This window comes from Aeromonas simiae (assembly GCF_000820125.1).
GTDB classification, from domain to species: domain Bacteria; phylum Pseudomonadota; class Gammaproteobacteria; order Enterobacterales; family Aeromonadaceae; genus Aeromonas; species Aeromonas simiae.
In genome coordinates this window covers 47,317-60,764 of record NZ_CDBY01000077.1, presented here as the reverse complement: position 1 = coordinate 60,764, position 13,448 = coordinate 47,317, and the positions used below count along the sequence as shown (strand labels likewise).

The window sequence follows — 13,448 nt, the reverse complement described above, 5'->3', positions numbered from 1 at the left end:
TTTAAATTATCGTCGACGCCACACAATGCCACTACACACAATTAGTTGCGCGATACATAAACCCAATAAACAATAAAAGCCTAGCGTTAAATTCCAGCGCGATCATCCATGGCTTTATTTTTAATTAATAAAAGGTTTCATGTCCTCATTTGGTATTGAATTTTAGGTTTTTGTGTCAACTTTCCACCAAGAAAACGTTGCCATTTATTATTTGTATTGGGTAAGGCATCTTTTTTAGAAAATGACGTTGTGATGTCATGGGGGTGAAAACGTTATCAGGCTCTACTATGTAATGGGAGATACGTAACTTGGTCCTTTTGGTTTCCTCCCCGCTTGCTTCTATCACACCGTTGTAACTGTAGTAATCAGTCTAGGGAGGGGATTTTGGTGCCATACTTCCTGATATCCTACACCCCCGTCAGTTCTATCGAGTTTTTACTGTTTGGGTATGCTTGATGACACTAGTGTAATCTAGGACACATTCCTAAACGGAAGCTGGAAGTAGAGTATCCCCCTTGTGTTGCTCACAAGGAGAGACTGAAAATCGCTATGAGAATCAGAAGCTAAAGATACCTTGGACAATCTAGAACTAGCCGCATTTAGTCCTCCGAGAGGACCTAACCCATAAGCTCGTGGTGTTGACATCAACCCAGGCTGTCATTTGATGGCTGATTTGGGCAACATGCCAGTATGAGATAGATACGATCATACAGAAAGTGACGTAGTAGGTCACTTTGCTCCGCATTCTTCGTGAATGCGTATTGATGATTCTAATCCATACCCTTATGGAGCTAATCACTATGCCGATCCACACCCTTGCCGCTACCGGCTTCGATAGCGATCACCCTTGGGCGTTGTCAGATGCTGAGCTGATCCGCCAGTTAAGAGCCACCAGTGCCAACCTTCCTCCCCTGATGGCGGCATTGGTGTTTGAAGCGGCCGAACGCCTTTCTGACTATTCAGATGAACCACCACCACGATCTGAGTATCACACCGATTCGTTATCTCTTACCTAGCGATGATCAGGTGATCGAGAGGCTTATCTCTGGCGCTCTCATGGCGTTCGCTCTGCCGGGTATGCAGATAGCGCGAGGTGGTGTCGATGCTGTCATGCCCCGCGTCAGCTTGCACATGGGAAAGCGGGCGCCGATTGATATTGATGTCGTGGGTGATCCCGGTATGGCGAATGGCATGGGCGGTCAGGCCGCGCATCTCGGCGGCATCCGACAGCAGGCCGCCCTCCTCTGCCAGTCGCGCTCCGTGATGGATCACCTCGTTGACCAGCTCTCTTAGCTGACGGATCCCCAAGTTGGCATTGATCTCCCCCTGCTCTCGGCCATGGCCGGCTGCCTTGTGGCGCACAAAAAGTGGGGTCATCTCCCCTGGCGCCGGCAAGGGGGTGAGCCCCAGAACGTGGCGATAACGCTTGAGTGCCTCAAGCAGGGCCCCCGACACCGCCACGGTACGGCTCTTGCCTCCCTTGCTGCGCGGAATGTAATAGCCCCATACCCCGCTGTGACGCTCCTGGCGAAACTGTCCCATGACGGGGCTGAAACCAGGCCGCGCCGCCACTTCTGAGATCCGCAGGTAACAGCCATACATGAGGCAGATGAGAAACAGACTGCGCTCATGGCGCTCCGGCATCTGGATGGCCAGCTGCTCGACGGCCTGCATCACAAAAGACCATTGCAGTTCGGTGAAGGCCTGCACCGGCTCGTCATCCCCCGTCACCCCATGGCCGGCGCTGCGTTGCAGCAGCAGCGCCGGGTTGCGATCCATGTACTCTTCCTGGATGAGAAACTGGAAGAAGGCCGAGAGCACGGCGAGCTTGGTCTTGAGCGCCGGAGTGCTGAGCTGGTACGGCAAGGCGGCACCATCCCTGCGCTTGCCAAGAAAGGGGCGCCAGGCGGGATTGGGTAAACGCGCCTCCCACTCCTTGCTGTCGATAAATTGCGGCACGTTGTAATAGGCGATGAGGGCCGGATCTGGCGCCTGACAGAACGAGAGGTAGCGGTGCATGATGCGCCGTGTCAGCAGTTTTGGCTCGATTTGCTCTTTTTCAAAACACCAGTGCAGGAAGGTGGTGAGCTCGCTGCGGTAGGTTTTGTAGTTGTTCTCGCTGTGGCGCTGCTCCAACAACCAGTCGACGGCCAGCTCATACACCAGCCCAGCATCGCTGACCTTCTCCAGGCTCAGGGTGGCCAGGTACTGATTGACCACGGGATTTCCCTCCTCGATGTGCTGGAGGGTGTCGAACAACGGCATGGCCGGGGGCATGGCTGGTTTCATGGGACTATCTCGTACTGCGAGGCCCGTGGTGATTCATCATTCCACCCTCGGAGCTGGTTATGGCATGCATAATGATTGAGTTATGCACGTAAAATTCACTTTAGTGGCAAAAACATCGGGGATATATCCGCTAGTTTTGAATGCAAATTCATTTATCTGCATATTTCAAGGCTAGGCGACCTGCTTGAGGGGCCGCTTGGGACTGGCCGGCTCGCTCGGCGCCGGTTTGGCACCGCGCAAAATGGCGCTGAGCGACTCCTTGTGTTCAGCCAGATAGAGGGCCAGTTGTTCGCACTGGCTCTCGTCGAGGGGCACGGGGGCGGTGGCGAGCAGGTGGCTCAGCTCATCACTCATGTCGAGCAGCTTGTCATAGGCATCGGCCTCTTTCTTGCTGGCAAAGGTCATCTTCTCCACTCCTGCGCGGACTACCACGTATTGGGTCTCAACTGCCATGGGGTTTCTCCTCTGATTGGGCTTTAAAGTATATGTATAAACATACAGTGCGGCAACGGCGGTCTACATGGGCGGAGCAAGCACCGCGCTATCATGGCGGGACAAAAAAAGCGGGCCGATGGCCCGCTTCCAACATGCTTTACCCGCGCCGGCTCAGATCACCAACATATCCATGAAGCTGTGTACCGGTGTGGCGGCCAGATGCGCCTCGTCCTGGCACAGGGCCAGGATCGCGTCGGCGCGCTTGGCCGGGAAGCGGGTCGCCAGGTTGGCGGCAAACTTCTCCACCAAGAGCGGAATGCCCTCCTCGCGGCGACGGCGATGGCCGACCGGGTACTCCACCTCCACCCTGGCGCTGTGGCTGCCGTCTTTGAAGAAGATCTGGATGGCGTTGGCAATCGAGCGCTTGTCCGCCTCGAGATATTCGCGGCTGTAACGCGCATCCTCTTGCACCACCATCTTGGCGCGCAGGGCGTCGATGCGCGGATCGGCCGCCCGCGCGTCCTCATAATCCTCGGCGACCAGCCGGCCGAAGAGCAGCGGCACCGCCACCATGTATTGCAGGCAGTGATCCCTATCTGCCGGGTTGTTGAGGGCGCCCACCTTGCTGATGATGCGGATCGCCGACTCGTGGGTGGTGAGCTCGATGCGATCGATCTCATCGAGTCGCTCCTTCACCTGAGCGTGCAGCTTGAGGGCGCACTCCACCGCGGTCTGGGCGTGGAATTCGGCCGGGTAGCTGATTTTAAACAGCACGTTCTCCATCACGTAGCTGCCGTAAGGCTGGCTCAGGGTGAATGGGTTGCCCTTGCAGTGCACGTCATAGAACCCCCACTTGGGGGCGCTCAGCACCCCCGGATAGCCCATCTCGCCGCTCAGGGTGATCAGGGCCAGACGCACGGCGCGCGAGGTGGCATCGCCAGCCGCCCAGCTTTTGCGCGATCCCGCGTTGGGGGCATGGCGGTAGGTACGTAGGCTCTGGCCGTCGACCCAGGCCTGGGAGACGGCATCGATCACCTGTTCGCGCGAGCCTCCCAGCAGGTGGGTCACCACGGCGGTGCTGGCGACCTTCACCAGCACCACGTGATCAAGCCCGACCCGGTTGAAGGCGTTCTCCAGCGCCAGCACCCCTTGAATTTCGTGGGCCTTGACCATGGCCAGCAGCACCTCGCCCATGGTGAGCGGCGCCTTACTTTCGGCCACCCGGCTGCGCGACAGCCAGTCGGCGGTGGCCAAAATGGCGCCCAGGTTATCGGACGGGTGGCCCCACTCGGCGGCGAGCCAGGTGTCGTTGTAATCGAGCCAGCGGATGATGGCGCCGATGTCCCAAGCCGCCTTGACCGGATCGAGGCAGAGCTGGGTGCCCGGTACCCGCGCTCCGTGCGGCACCACGGTGCCCGGCACGATGGGCCCCAAGAGCTTGGTGCACTCGGGAAAGCGCAGGGCCAGCAGGCCACAGCCGAGGGTATCCATCAGGCAGTAGCGGGCGGTGGTGAGGGCTTCACGGCTGGTGATGGGGTGATGACAGACATAGTCGGCGATCTGGACCAGCACGTGATCCGGATCGGGCCTGTGGTTGACGTCGACGTTGGCAGACATCGGATTTCCTTATCGTTGTGACAGTGAGACGAAGGGGCGCGGCGCCGGCCCCACGTAATCCGCACTGGGGCGGATGATGCGGTTGTTTTCGCGCTGCTCCATGATATGGGCGCACCAGCCGGTGACCCGGGCGCAGACAAAGATGGGGGTAAAGAGCGGGGTCGGGATCCCCAGGTAGTGATAGGCGCTGGCGTGAAAGAAGTCGGCGTTGGGAAACAGCTCTTTTTGCTCCCACATCACCCGCTCCGCCTCGCAAGAGACCCGATAGAGGCGATCGTCCCCCGCCGCCTGGGCCAGTTTTGCCGACCACTCCTTGATGATGAGGTTGCGCGGATCCGCAGTGCGATAGACGGCGTGGCCAAAACCCATGATCTTCTCCTTGGCCGCCAGTTTGGCGAGCAGCTCGCGGCGCGCCTGGGCCTCGTCCTGCCAGGTTTCGATAAGCGCCATGGCCGCCTCGTTGGCCCCTCCGTGTAGCGGCCCGCGCAGGGTGCCGATGGCGGCGGTGACGCAGGAGAACATGTCCGACAGGGTCGAGGCGCAGACCCGGGCGGCGAAAGTAGAGGCGTTGAACTCGTGCTCGGCGTAGAGGATGAGAGAGACATGCATCACCCGGCGCGCCAGCTCGCTCGGGGCGCGCTGGTGCAACAGCGCCAGAAAATGGCCGCCGATGCAGGCTTCATCACTCTCTAGCGAGATGCGAATTCCCTCGTGGCTGAACTGGTACCAATAGAGCAAAATGCCGGGAAAGGCGGCCAGCAGCCGATCGGCCACCTCATGCTCGTGCTCAAAACCCGCTTCGGGCTCGAGATCGCCGAGCATGGAGCAACCGGTACGCAGCACATCCATGGGGTGGGCATCGGCCGGGATCCGCTCCAGCACCTCGAGCAGCGCCGTCGGCAGGGCGCGTAGGCTACGCAGCCGGGCGCGGTAGTCGGCCAGCTCGGAGGTTGAGGGCAGGTGCCCCTTGAGCAGCAGATGGGCCACCTCTTCGAACTCCGCCCCTTCGGCCAGATCCTTGATGTCGTAGCCGCGGTAGGTGAGCCCCGTGCCGCTTTTACCCACGGTGCAGATGCGGGTCTCTCCGGCGCTCTGACCACGCAGGCCGGCCCCTCCTAATGCTTTCTGAACCATGGTCACTCTCCCTCTTGGCGATCGAACAGCCGATCCAGCGTCTGCTCGTAGTGGTGGTAGCCAAGGAAGTCATACAGCGCCTCCCGGGTCTGCATGGTGTCGACTACGGCCCGCTGGTGGCCGTCGCGACGAATGTGCTGGTAGACATTGAGCGCGGCCTGATTGGCGGCGCGGCTGGCACTCAAGGGATAGAGCACCATGGCCACCCCGTGGGCGGCGAGCTGGGCCTTGTCAAACAGTTCGGTCTTGCCGAACTCGGTCATGTTGGCGAGCACGGGTACCCCGGCGGCGCGGGCGAACAGGTCATATTGGCCGAGCTCGGTCACCGCCTCGGCGAAGATCATGTCGGCGCCGGCCGCCACGTAGGCCGCGGCTCGCTCCAGGGCACTGCCGATCCCCTCCACCGCCAGGGCGTCGGTGCGGGCCATGATGATGAACTCGTCGCTCTCGCGGGCATCGACCGCGGCCTTGATGCGATCGCACATCTCAGCTTGGGTCACCACCGCCTTGTTAGGACGGTGGCCGCAGCGCTTTTGGGCCACCTGATCTTCTATGTGCACGGCGGCGACGCCGGCCCGCTCGAAGGCGCGCACGGTGCGGGCGATGTTAAAGGCCCCGCCCCAGCCGGTATCGATATCGACCAACAGCGGCAGCCGGGTAGCGGCGGTGATCCGCTCGGCATCGGCTAGCACATCGTTGAGACTGGTCATGCCAAGATCCGGCAGGCCAAAGGAGGCGTTGGCCACCCCGGCGCCAGAAAGATAGATGGCCTGAAAACCGCAGCGCTCGGCCATCAGGGCCATGTAGGCATTGATGGTGCCGACGATCTGCAGCGGTGGTTCGGTATGAAGGGCCTGGCGAAAGCGGGCGCCGGCCGAGCGGGAGGGGCTGGACATCATGACTCCTTTCACGACGGTGATGCAGTCGATCTAATTACACGTTTACGTTAACGTCAATTCAACTTTTGGTTAACGCCGCATCATCCAGAGACATTGCCGCCACTTTAGGGTAAATTTCATCAATTGCTTCAAGGTGTTGAATCAGACCAGATGACCGAGCCACAGCACATCATCGCCTGCCCAGCCTGTGACCTGCTGATCGAGCGCCAGAGCCTGCCGTTGGGGCGTCATGCCCACTGCCCCCGCTGCCGGCAGCACCTCTACGGGCGCTATGCGTTTCGTCCCTCCCAGCTGATGGCACTGACCCTCACCGGTTTTCTGCTATTGCCAAGCGCCTTTCTCGAACCCTTGCTCTATATGCGCCTTGGGGGTGTCGACACCGAGGCTAACGTGCTGCGGGGCATTGCCATGCTGTTTCAAGATGGCGAGCCCTGGGTGGCCGGGCTGGTGCTGTGGTGCGCGGTGCTGGCCCCGGTCGGATTGCTCAGTGGCATCTTTGCCCTCGCCTCTGGCCTCGCCAAGCGCTGGCATATCCTGCCGATCACGCTCAGGGCGGTCGAAACCTTTCGCCACTGGGCCATGCTCGAGGTCTATCTGGTCAGTTTCCTGGTGGCGCTGTTCAAGCTGGTCGACATTGCCGAGACCCGTCTTGGTGGCGGTCTGCTTAGTCTTGGGATCCTGATGCTGCTCAACCTCACCCTGTTGATCCTGTTTGACCCCTCCCCCTATTGGGAGAAGGTGCCCTGCCAGGGAGCGCGCGATGCTGAGCGCCCGTGAGGTCGGCCTGTGCCGCTGCCACACCTGCGGCCTGCTGGTTAAATTTCGTGAGGGGGCCGATTGCCCTCGTTGTGGCAGTGCGCTGCATGCGCGCATCCCCCACTCCCTGGCCTGGACCTGGGGCCTGCTGGCGCTGGCCACCTTCATGCTGCTGCCGGCCAATCTGCTGCCCATCACGCTCTTTTACAACAAGGGCACCTTGCAGGCTGACACCATCTTCAGCGGGATCCTCTCACTCATTCGCAACCACATGAGCGGTATCGCCGCCATCGTCTTCGTCGCCAGTATCGTGGTGCCCATCATGAAGATCATCGGGCTGGCCTGGATCTGCCTGCAACTGCAATGTGCTCGCCCGGTGCGGCGCAAGCGGCAGCTGGTCATGTATCGCATCATCGACTTCATCGGCCGCTGGTCGATGCTGGACTTGTTTGTCATCTCCCTCATGGTGGCGCTGGTCGATAGAGGCACCCTGCTCAATGTGAGCGCGGGCCCAGGGGCCACCGCCTTTGCCGGTGTCGTGGTATTGACCATGCTATCGGCCAAGATGCTGGATCCCCGGCTGCTGTGGGACAAGGCCGCGCGCTGAGCGGCCATCTCGTCGTTTAAGGAGTGAATATGATTGGGGCCGAACCCGTCATCCGTCGTCATCGCTGGCTCTCGCCGGTCTGGTTGCTGCCCGCCCTCGCCGCCTTGCTGGCGGGGGGATTTCTCTATCAGCAGTACCAGAAGGCCGGGCAGCGCATCCAGATCAACTTCGAGCAGGGCAACGGCATCCTGCCGGGCAAGACCCAGGTGCGCTATCAGGGGGTGGCCGTCGGCATGGTGACCGAACTCAATCTGGCCGGTGACGGCCAGAAGATTGCCGTGTCGGTCAAGATTGACAGCCAGGCCCGCCCGCTCATCCGCAAGGGCTCCCAGTTCTGGCTGGTGAGCCCCAAGGCGTCGCTGACCGAGATCTCCGGGCTCGATACCTTGGTCTCGGGCAACTACATCAACCTGCAACCGGGGCGCGAGGGTGAGCCGCTGAGCGCTCAGTTCGATGCCCTCGATGGCCCTCCCCCCGGTTGGCAAGCCCAGGGGCGCATGGTGCACCTGGTGAGCGATACCCTCGGCAGCGTGGCCAATGGCGCCAAGGTCTACTATCGCGGGCTCGAGGTGGGCAGCGTCATCAACACCCGCCTCGACAAGGACGATGCGCATGTGCAGCTCGATCTGGTCATCGACAGCCGTTTTGAGCACCTCATCAAGCAAGAGAGCCGCTTTTGGAATGTAGGGGGGGTTCGCGGCTCCCTCGGCCCGGCTGGGGTGCAGGTCGAGATGGGCAACCTCTCCACCGTGCTTGGGGGCGGGATCGCCTTCGACTCCCCGAAAAGCTCGGCCCCTGCGGAGCGGGCTCAGCGCTTCCCGCTCTATGACAGCATGGCCGCCGCCGAGCGTGGTGAGCAGATTGTCCTGCACGCAGGGGATCTGCCGCTGCGCGAGGGAATGCCGATCCTCTATCAGGGGCTCGAGATTGGCCGGGTGCTGCCCATCACGCTGCAAGGTGATCAGCGCCAGGTGGTGGCACTGGTGGCCAGCGAGCACGCCGCCAAAATTACCCAGCGCAGCGAGTTGGTGCTGGAGGGGGCGGATCTCTCCCTCTCCGGCGTCAAGCATGCCGAGCGTCTACTGACGGGGCCCGTACTGCGCCTCGACAGTCGGCCTGGAGCGCCGGCAACACAGATTTCCGTCGTTGAGCGCGCGGCCAAGCCGGGCGTAACCCTGACCTTGCAGGCCCAGGATCTCTCCGGTCTGCAGGAGGGGGGACCGCTTTGGTTCAAGGGGATCCCGATCGGGCGCATCGAGCGGCTTAACCTTTCCTCCTCCGGGGAGGCGAGCTTGCAACTCTCGGTCGCCGCGACCTATCGGGATCTGCTGCGGCGCGCCCGCTTCTATAAGGGCTCCCCGCTGCAAGTGGAGGCCAATCTCTCGGGGGTTCGTGTCGATGCCCTGCCCGCCTCGGCCTGGATGGGCGGTGGAGTTCGGATGCTACAGGGTGACACGCGCATGGATGTCTTGTTTCCAAGCGAAGAGCTGGCGCGGGTAGCGGTGGCGGGGGCCAAGAGCCGCCTCTGGACGCTGGAGAGCGAGCGCGCCGACGGGATCGGCATCGGTACGCCCCTCTTCTATCGTGGACTGGAGGCTGGCCGGGTTCGCGCCATGAAGGCCTCTTCCATCGGGGTCAAACTCGAGCTTGAGGTCAATGCCCTCTATGCGCCTTTGCTGAGCAACCACAGTCGTTTCTGGCTGTTGCCGGCCGTGGATGCCGAAGTGGGAGGCGCCGGAGTGCGCGTCAAAGTGGGCAATCTGGCCAACCTGCTGCGCGGCGGCATCGAGTTTGAAAACCAGCCAGGCAGTGAGCGGCGCAGCGACCGCCTCTATCGCGATCGCCAAGAGGCCAGCACCGCCAGCCGTGAGCTGACCCTGCTCACCGAGCACAACCCTGGGCTCGCGGCCGGCGCACCTCTGCGCTATCGCGGAGTTACTATCGGTGAGCTCAGTGAGGTGACGCTTGCCCCAGGGCTTGGCCGGGTTGAGCTCAAGGCAAGGCTGGATGCGCCTTATGCCGAGCGTTTCCTGCGTAAGGGGGCGGGTTTTCAGTTGGTGCAAGCCAAACTCGGCGTGGCCGGTGTGGCCCACCTCGATACTCTGATCAAGGGGGCCTATATCGAGGCGACCCCGGGCACAGGGGGGGAGCAGGATCGTTTCGATCTCCTCATCTCCTCCCCCAGCGGGCTGAAACTGACGCTCACCAGCGATGAGCTGCGCGGTGTCTCGGTCGGCGCCCCTATCCTGTTTCGCAAGGTGGCGGTGGGGCAGGTGGAGTCGGTCAAGCTGGCCCGTGATGGCAGTGCGGTGCAGACCCGCATCAGCATCGAGCCTGAATATGCCCATCTGGTGCGCAGCAACAGCCGATTCTGGAACGTTTCTGGCCTCAAGGCCGATGTGGGGCTCACTGGCGGCAGCATAGAGGTTGAGACCCTGCAGAGTCTGCTGGCTGGCGGAATCGCCTTTAACACCCCGCCCCAGCCTGGTGACAAGGTGAGCACGGGAGCGCGCTTCACCCTCTACGCCCAGGCACAGAAGGCCTGGCTCGAATGGCAGCCCTTGCTACGCCCCTGATGTGAAAAAGCCCGGTTTTATACCGGGCTTTTTGTTTTTTCCGAACAAAAGCCTGTGCTAAAATTTTCGCCTTTTTCCTACCTCCCCACAAGCAGACCCCGACAGTGCACGAAACCAGCTACCTTCCCGATGCCTTTCTCGATCATATTGCCCGGATCATGCCATCGCACCTCTCGATGGATGAGTTTGTTGCCAGTTGCCGGCGACCGCTGCGGCGCAGCATTCGCGTCAACACCCTGAAAATATCGGTCGAGGCATTTGTCGAGAGAATGGAGGCTCGCGGCTGGCAGCTCAGCCCCGTGCCTTGGTGCGACACCGGTTTCTGGCTCACCCGCCCCGAGAGCGAGAGCGTGCCGCTTGGCAATACCGCCGAGCACCTGGCGGGCCTGTTTTACATCCAGGAGGCCAGCTCCATGATGCCGGTCACCGCCCTGTTTGATGCCGCCGGGCTGGATGAGGCCGAGATGGTGCTCGATGCGGCGGCGGCCCCCGGCTCCAAGACGACCCAGATCGCGGCGCTGATGGATAACCGTGGCATGCTGATCGCCAATGAGTTTTCGGCCAGCCGGATCAAGGGGCTGTTTTCCAATGTCCAGCGCTGCGGCGTCACCAACGTGGCCCTGACCCACTTCGATGCGCGGGTGTTCGGCCAGTGGCTGCCAGAAACCTTCGACGCCATCTTGCTCGATGCCCCCTGCTCGGGTGAAGGCACGGTGCGTAAAGACGAGGATGCGCTGCGCAACTGGAGCATCGAGAGCATCAACGACATTGCGGCCACCCAGAAGGCGCTGCTTGAGAGCGCCTTTCATGCGCTCAAGCCCGGTGGCGTCATCGTCTATTCCACCTGCACCCTGAGCCATCAGGAGAACCAGGAGGTGTGCGCGCACATCAAGGCGCGCTTTGGCGATGCCCTCTCGTTTGAGTCGCTTGCAGGATTGTTCCCAGGGGCAGAACGCGCCACCACCGAAGAGGGGTATCTGCATATCTGGCCGCAGATCTACGACAGCGAAGGCTTTTTTGTGGCGCGGCTGCGCAAACACGCCAGTGTGCCGAACGACATCTTCAAGCCGGGCAAACTCGGCAAGTTCCCCTTCTCCCCTCTTTCTACCAAGGAGGCAACCACGCTGCGCCAGGAGATCGCACGTGATTACGGCGTCACACTGCGCGGTGAGCTCTATGGCCGCGAAGGGGAGATCTGGCTCTTCCCGAGTCAGGTTGAGCGGGTGATCGGCAAGATTCGCTGCGATCGGATCGGCTTCAAGCTGGCCGAGACCTTCAAGAAGGGTTATCGGCTGACCCACGAATGGGCGCTGGCTTATGGGGATGGCGTATCTTGCGGCGTCATTGAACTCGATGCCGAGCTGGCGCGCGAGTATATGATGGGACGGGATGTGCGCCCGGATGGCGAGAGCGCAAAAGGGGATGTGGTGGTGCGCTATCAAGGCTACACACTGGGGCTGGGCAAGTGGGTGGGCAATCGCTTGAAAAACGGCCTGCCACGCGATCTGGTGCGCGATGGCAATCTGTTTGAGGCCTGATGTCCGGGCGGGTTGAAAAATACCACCCAAAGTGGAAATCCAGGGGCCGCTGTCTATGCTTGCCTTAATTATGCACACCCGGTTAGCGCACTGCTCTGCAAAGAGCCTATTCCCCTGTGCCAGGTACATGGATTTAGTACCTGGCTTTTTTATGCCTCGCGCTCGAGCTCCTCGTGATACAGCAGGTCGATGGCCTGCTCGATGAGGGACGCTTGGGAATCTTCCAGCGCCACGCCGAGTTGACTCAACTTTTCCATGTGACGATTGCTGATCCAGCACTGCAACCGGGAGTGACTCTCCTGCTTGCGGCGCACATGGCGGCGCTGGCGCTCTGCGTTATCGATAGGATCGGGGCGTTGCTCTTCTGGATGAATGCCCCTGTCAATGTTCATCTCCGTCATCTGTTATCTCTCATTGATTGCGAGTAAGGAGCGGCTTTCCCCCTCCTCCGGATCTGGCATCGAATTATCCATGAAATTCATAGCGTTGCAATTTACCATAATATAATCCGTAGCGAAATGTAGCGATTACCCGCGATGAATCGAAAAACATCGGCTGATAACAGACAGGGCTTGCTGTTATAGCAACCCCTCCATGGCGTGGTGATCGAAGCGGTTGGCCTTATCAAAGTACTCCTGCAAGGTGCGGATATCCCGATGGCGGGTCACCTCGATGATCTTGTTGAGCGGTTTGCCTGCCGTCACGGCGGTAGTGATAAACCCTCTGCGCAGGCTGTGCCCACTCACCTCAAGCGGCAGTATGGCCAGCTCGGAGCGCCGTTTTATCATCAGGTTGATGCCTTGTGGCCCGAGCGGATCGGGCAGCAGAGTACCCCAGCGAGTCAGGCGGCGAAACAGGGGGCCACTGCCGATCCGACTCTGCTTTAGCCATTTTTGTAGCGCTCGAATTGGGCAATGCCGCCCACCGGGCACCAGCGCAATCTCGCTTTCAAGCAATTGATGTTTACTCGGCTTGATGCGCAGCACGACCCCGTGCGGCGTAAAATCGAGATCGTCCACCTCAAGCTTTGCGGCCTCTGAGCGGCGCAGCGCCCCACAGAACATCAGCAGCAACAAGGTGTAGTCACGCAGTCCAGCCAGTGTACGGGTATCGATGGCATCGAGCACCTGGTTCAAAGGTTGCTGGGTCAGGGCGCCGGTTTTTTGTTTGCGATTATCGCCAAGGCGCACAATGCCTCGCATCATCTCTTTGATCTCACTGTGCTCGGTAGGCAGAGGCTCTATCCCCTTCTGGCGAAAGGCGTAACGGATCCCCGCCAAACGTCGCACCAGGGTAGCCGGTTTGCGTGGCGCTCCATCGCGCAGCTCCCCTTTCGTGCGCTCCTTGTCGAGCCACACCCAGTGGGCCAATACCCCATCGGCCTGATCGGCGAGAAAATTCATGATATCGAGGTGGGTCGCGTGCAGTGGGTCAAGCTCCTGCAAGTGGCACCAGGTGACGAAGATCCGAGTATCGGCCTCATAAGCGTTGAGGGTTGAGCCCGCCTTGGCACTGCGTAAAAAGCGCCGGGCACGCTGATTGAGGCGCGTGTCGAAGGCGCTTTGCAGCCCTCTGCCCGCTTTCGTCTGTGATGATG

General features: G+C 60.7%; 12 protein-coding genes. 5 read left to right on the top strand and 7 right to left on the bottom strand.

The genetic code is table 11. The annotated features are described in order from the left end of the window. Nucleotides 1-800: 800 nt before the first annotated feature. Nucleotides 801-1,016: a hypothetical protein gene (locus BN1134_RS19780; RefSeq protein ID WP_156991835.1), complete on the top strand. Its 216-nt coding sequence runs from the start codon at nt 801-803 to the stop codon at nt 1,014-1,016. Here the strand turns inward: BN1134_RS19780 and BN1134_RS16025 are convergent. The 5 genes from BN1134_RS16025 to prpB form a co-directional block, all read right to left on the bottom strand. Continuing rightward, entirely contained in the window at nt 1,009-2,265 is a 1,257-nt protein-coding gene (locus BN1134_RS16025; RefSeq protein ID WP_042048470.1) for a tyrosine-type recombinase/integrase, read from the bottom strand. The two genes, BN1134_RS19780 and BN1134_RS16025, sit on opposite strands and share 8 nt — an antisense overlap. A gap of 195 nt (nt 2,266-2,460) precedes the next feature. Next, nucleotides 2,461-2,742: a YebG family protein gene (locus tag BN1134_RS16020; protein ID WP_042048446.1), complete on the bottom strand. Its 282-nt coding sequence runs from the start codon at nt 2,740-2,742 to the stop codon at nt 2,461-2,463. A gap of 153 nt (nt 2,743-2,895) precedes the next feature. Next, entirely contained in the window at nt 2,896-4,341 is a 1,446-nt protein-coding gene (locus BN1134_RS16015) for a bifunctional 2-methylcitrate dehydratase/aconitate hydratase (protein ID WP_042048445.1), read from the bottom strand. A 9-nt stretch (nt 4,342-4,350) separates the two neighbouring features. Further along, nucleotides 4,351-5,475 (bottom strand): bifunctional 2-methylcitrate synthase/citrate synthase, encoded by a 1,125-nt coding sequence (gene prpC / locus BN1134_RS16010; protein ID WP_042048444.1) that lies wholly within the window; start codon nt 5,473-5,475, stop codon nt 4,351-4,353. A gap of 2 nt (nt 5,476-5,477) precedes the next feature. Next, nucleotides 5,478-6,371, bottom strand: coding sequence for a methylisocitrate lyase (gene prpB, locus BN1134_RS16005; protein WP_042048443.1), 894 nt, complete (start codon nt 6,369-6,371; stop codon nt 5,478-5,480). Between the two features lie 153 nt (nt 6,372-6,524). Between prpB and BN1134_RS16000 the strand changes: the two genes are divergently transcribed. From BN1134_RS16000 to rsmF, 4 genes are all read left to right on the top strand, one after another. Next, nucleotides 6,525-7,151, top strand: coding sequence for a paraquat-inducible protein A (locus BN1134_RS16000; protein WP_042048442.1), 627 nt, complete (start codon nt 6,525-6,527; stop codon nt 7,149-7,151). Continuing rightward, entirely contained in the window at nt 7,135-7,737 is a 603-nt protein-coding gene (locus BN1134_RS15995) for a paraquat-inducible protein A (RefSeq protein ID WP_042048440.1), read from the top strand. Before BN1134_RS16000 ends, BN1134_RS15995 begins: the two co-directional genes overlap by 17 nt. 29 nt (nt 7,738-7,766) lie before the next feature. Beyond that, nucleotides 7,767-10,313, top strand: a complete 2,547-nt coding sequence (locus tag BN1134_RS15990) for an MlaD family protein (RefSeq protein ID WP_042048439.1) — start codon at nt 7,767-7,769, stop codon at nt 10,311-10,313. A 104-nt stretch (nt 10,314-10,417) separates the two neighbouring features. After that, nucleotides 10,418-11,851, top strand: coding sequence for a 16S rRNA (cytosine(1407)-C(5))-methyltransferase RsmF (rsmF, locus tag BN1134_RS15985; protein WP_042048437.1), 1,434 nt, complete (start codon nt 10,418-10,420; stop codon nt 11,849-11,851). 149 nt (nt 11,852-12,000) lie between these two features. On the opposite strand, the gene BN1134_RS15980 is transcribed toward rsmF, so the two are convergent. Both BN1134_RS15980 and BN1134_RS15975 read right to left on the bottom strand, forming a co-directional pair. Next, nucleotides 12,001-12,252, bottom strand: coding sequence for a RepB family protein (locus BN1134_RS15980; protein ID WP_042048436.1), 252 nt, complete (start codon nt 12,250-12,252; stop codon nt 12,001-12,003). A 177-nt stretch (nt 12,253-12,429) separates the two neighbouring features. Continuing rightward, nucleotides 12,430-13,419: a site-specific integrase gene (locus BN1134_RS15975; RefSeq protein ID WP_042048469.1), complete on the bottom strand. Its 990-nt coding sequence runs from the start codon at nt 13,417-13,419 to the stop codon at nt 12,430-12,432. Nucleotides 13,420-13,448 lie beyond the last annotated feature (29 nt).

Excerpts from the sequence above, each read along its gene's own strand:
- BN1134_RS19780 (WP_156991835.1), top strand. The coding sequence starts at position 801 with ATGCCGATCCACACCCTTGCCGCTACCGGCTTCGATAGCGATCACCCT.
- BN1134_RS16025 (WP_042048470.1), bottom strand. The coding sequence starts at position 2,265 with ATGCCGTTGTTCGACACCCTCCAGCACATCGAGGAGGGAAATCCCGTG.
- BN1134_RS16020 (WP_042048446.1), bottom strand. The coding sequence starts at position 2,742 with ATGGCAGTTGAGACCCAATACGTGGTAGTCCGCGCAGGAGTGGAGAAG.
- BN1134_RS16015 (WP_042048445.1), bottom strand. The coding sequence starts at position 4,341 with ATGTCTGCCAACGTCGACGTCAACCACAGGCCCGATCCGGATCACGTG.
- prpC (WP_042048444.1), bottom strand. The coding sequence starts at position 5,475 with ATGGTTCAGAAAGCATTAGGAGGGGCCGGCCTGCGTGGTCAGAGCGCC.
- prpB (WP_042048443.1), bottom strand. The coding sequence starts at position 6,371 with ATGTCCAGCCCCTCCCGCTCGGCCGGCGCCCGCTTTCGCCAGGCCCTT.
- BN1134_RS16000 (WP_042048442.1), top strand. The coding sequence starts at position 6,525 with ATGACCGAGCCACAGCACATCATCGCCTGCCCAGCCTGTGACCTGCTG.
- BN1134_RS15995 (WP_042048440.1), top strand. The coding sequence starts at position 7,135 with ATGCTGAGCGCCCGTGAGGTCGGCCTGTGCCGCTGCCACACCTGCGGC.
- BN1134_RS15990 (WP_042048439.1), top strand. The coding sequence starts at position 7,767 with ATGATTGGGGCCGAACCCGTCATCCGTCGTCATCGCTGGCTCTCGCCG.
- BN1134_RS15980 (WP_042048436.1), bottom strand. The coding sequence starts at position 12,252 with ATGACGGAGATGAACATTGACAGGGGCATTCATCCAGAAGAGCAACGC.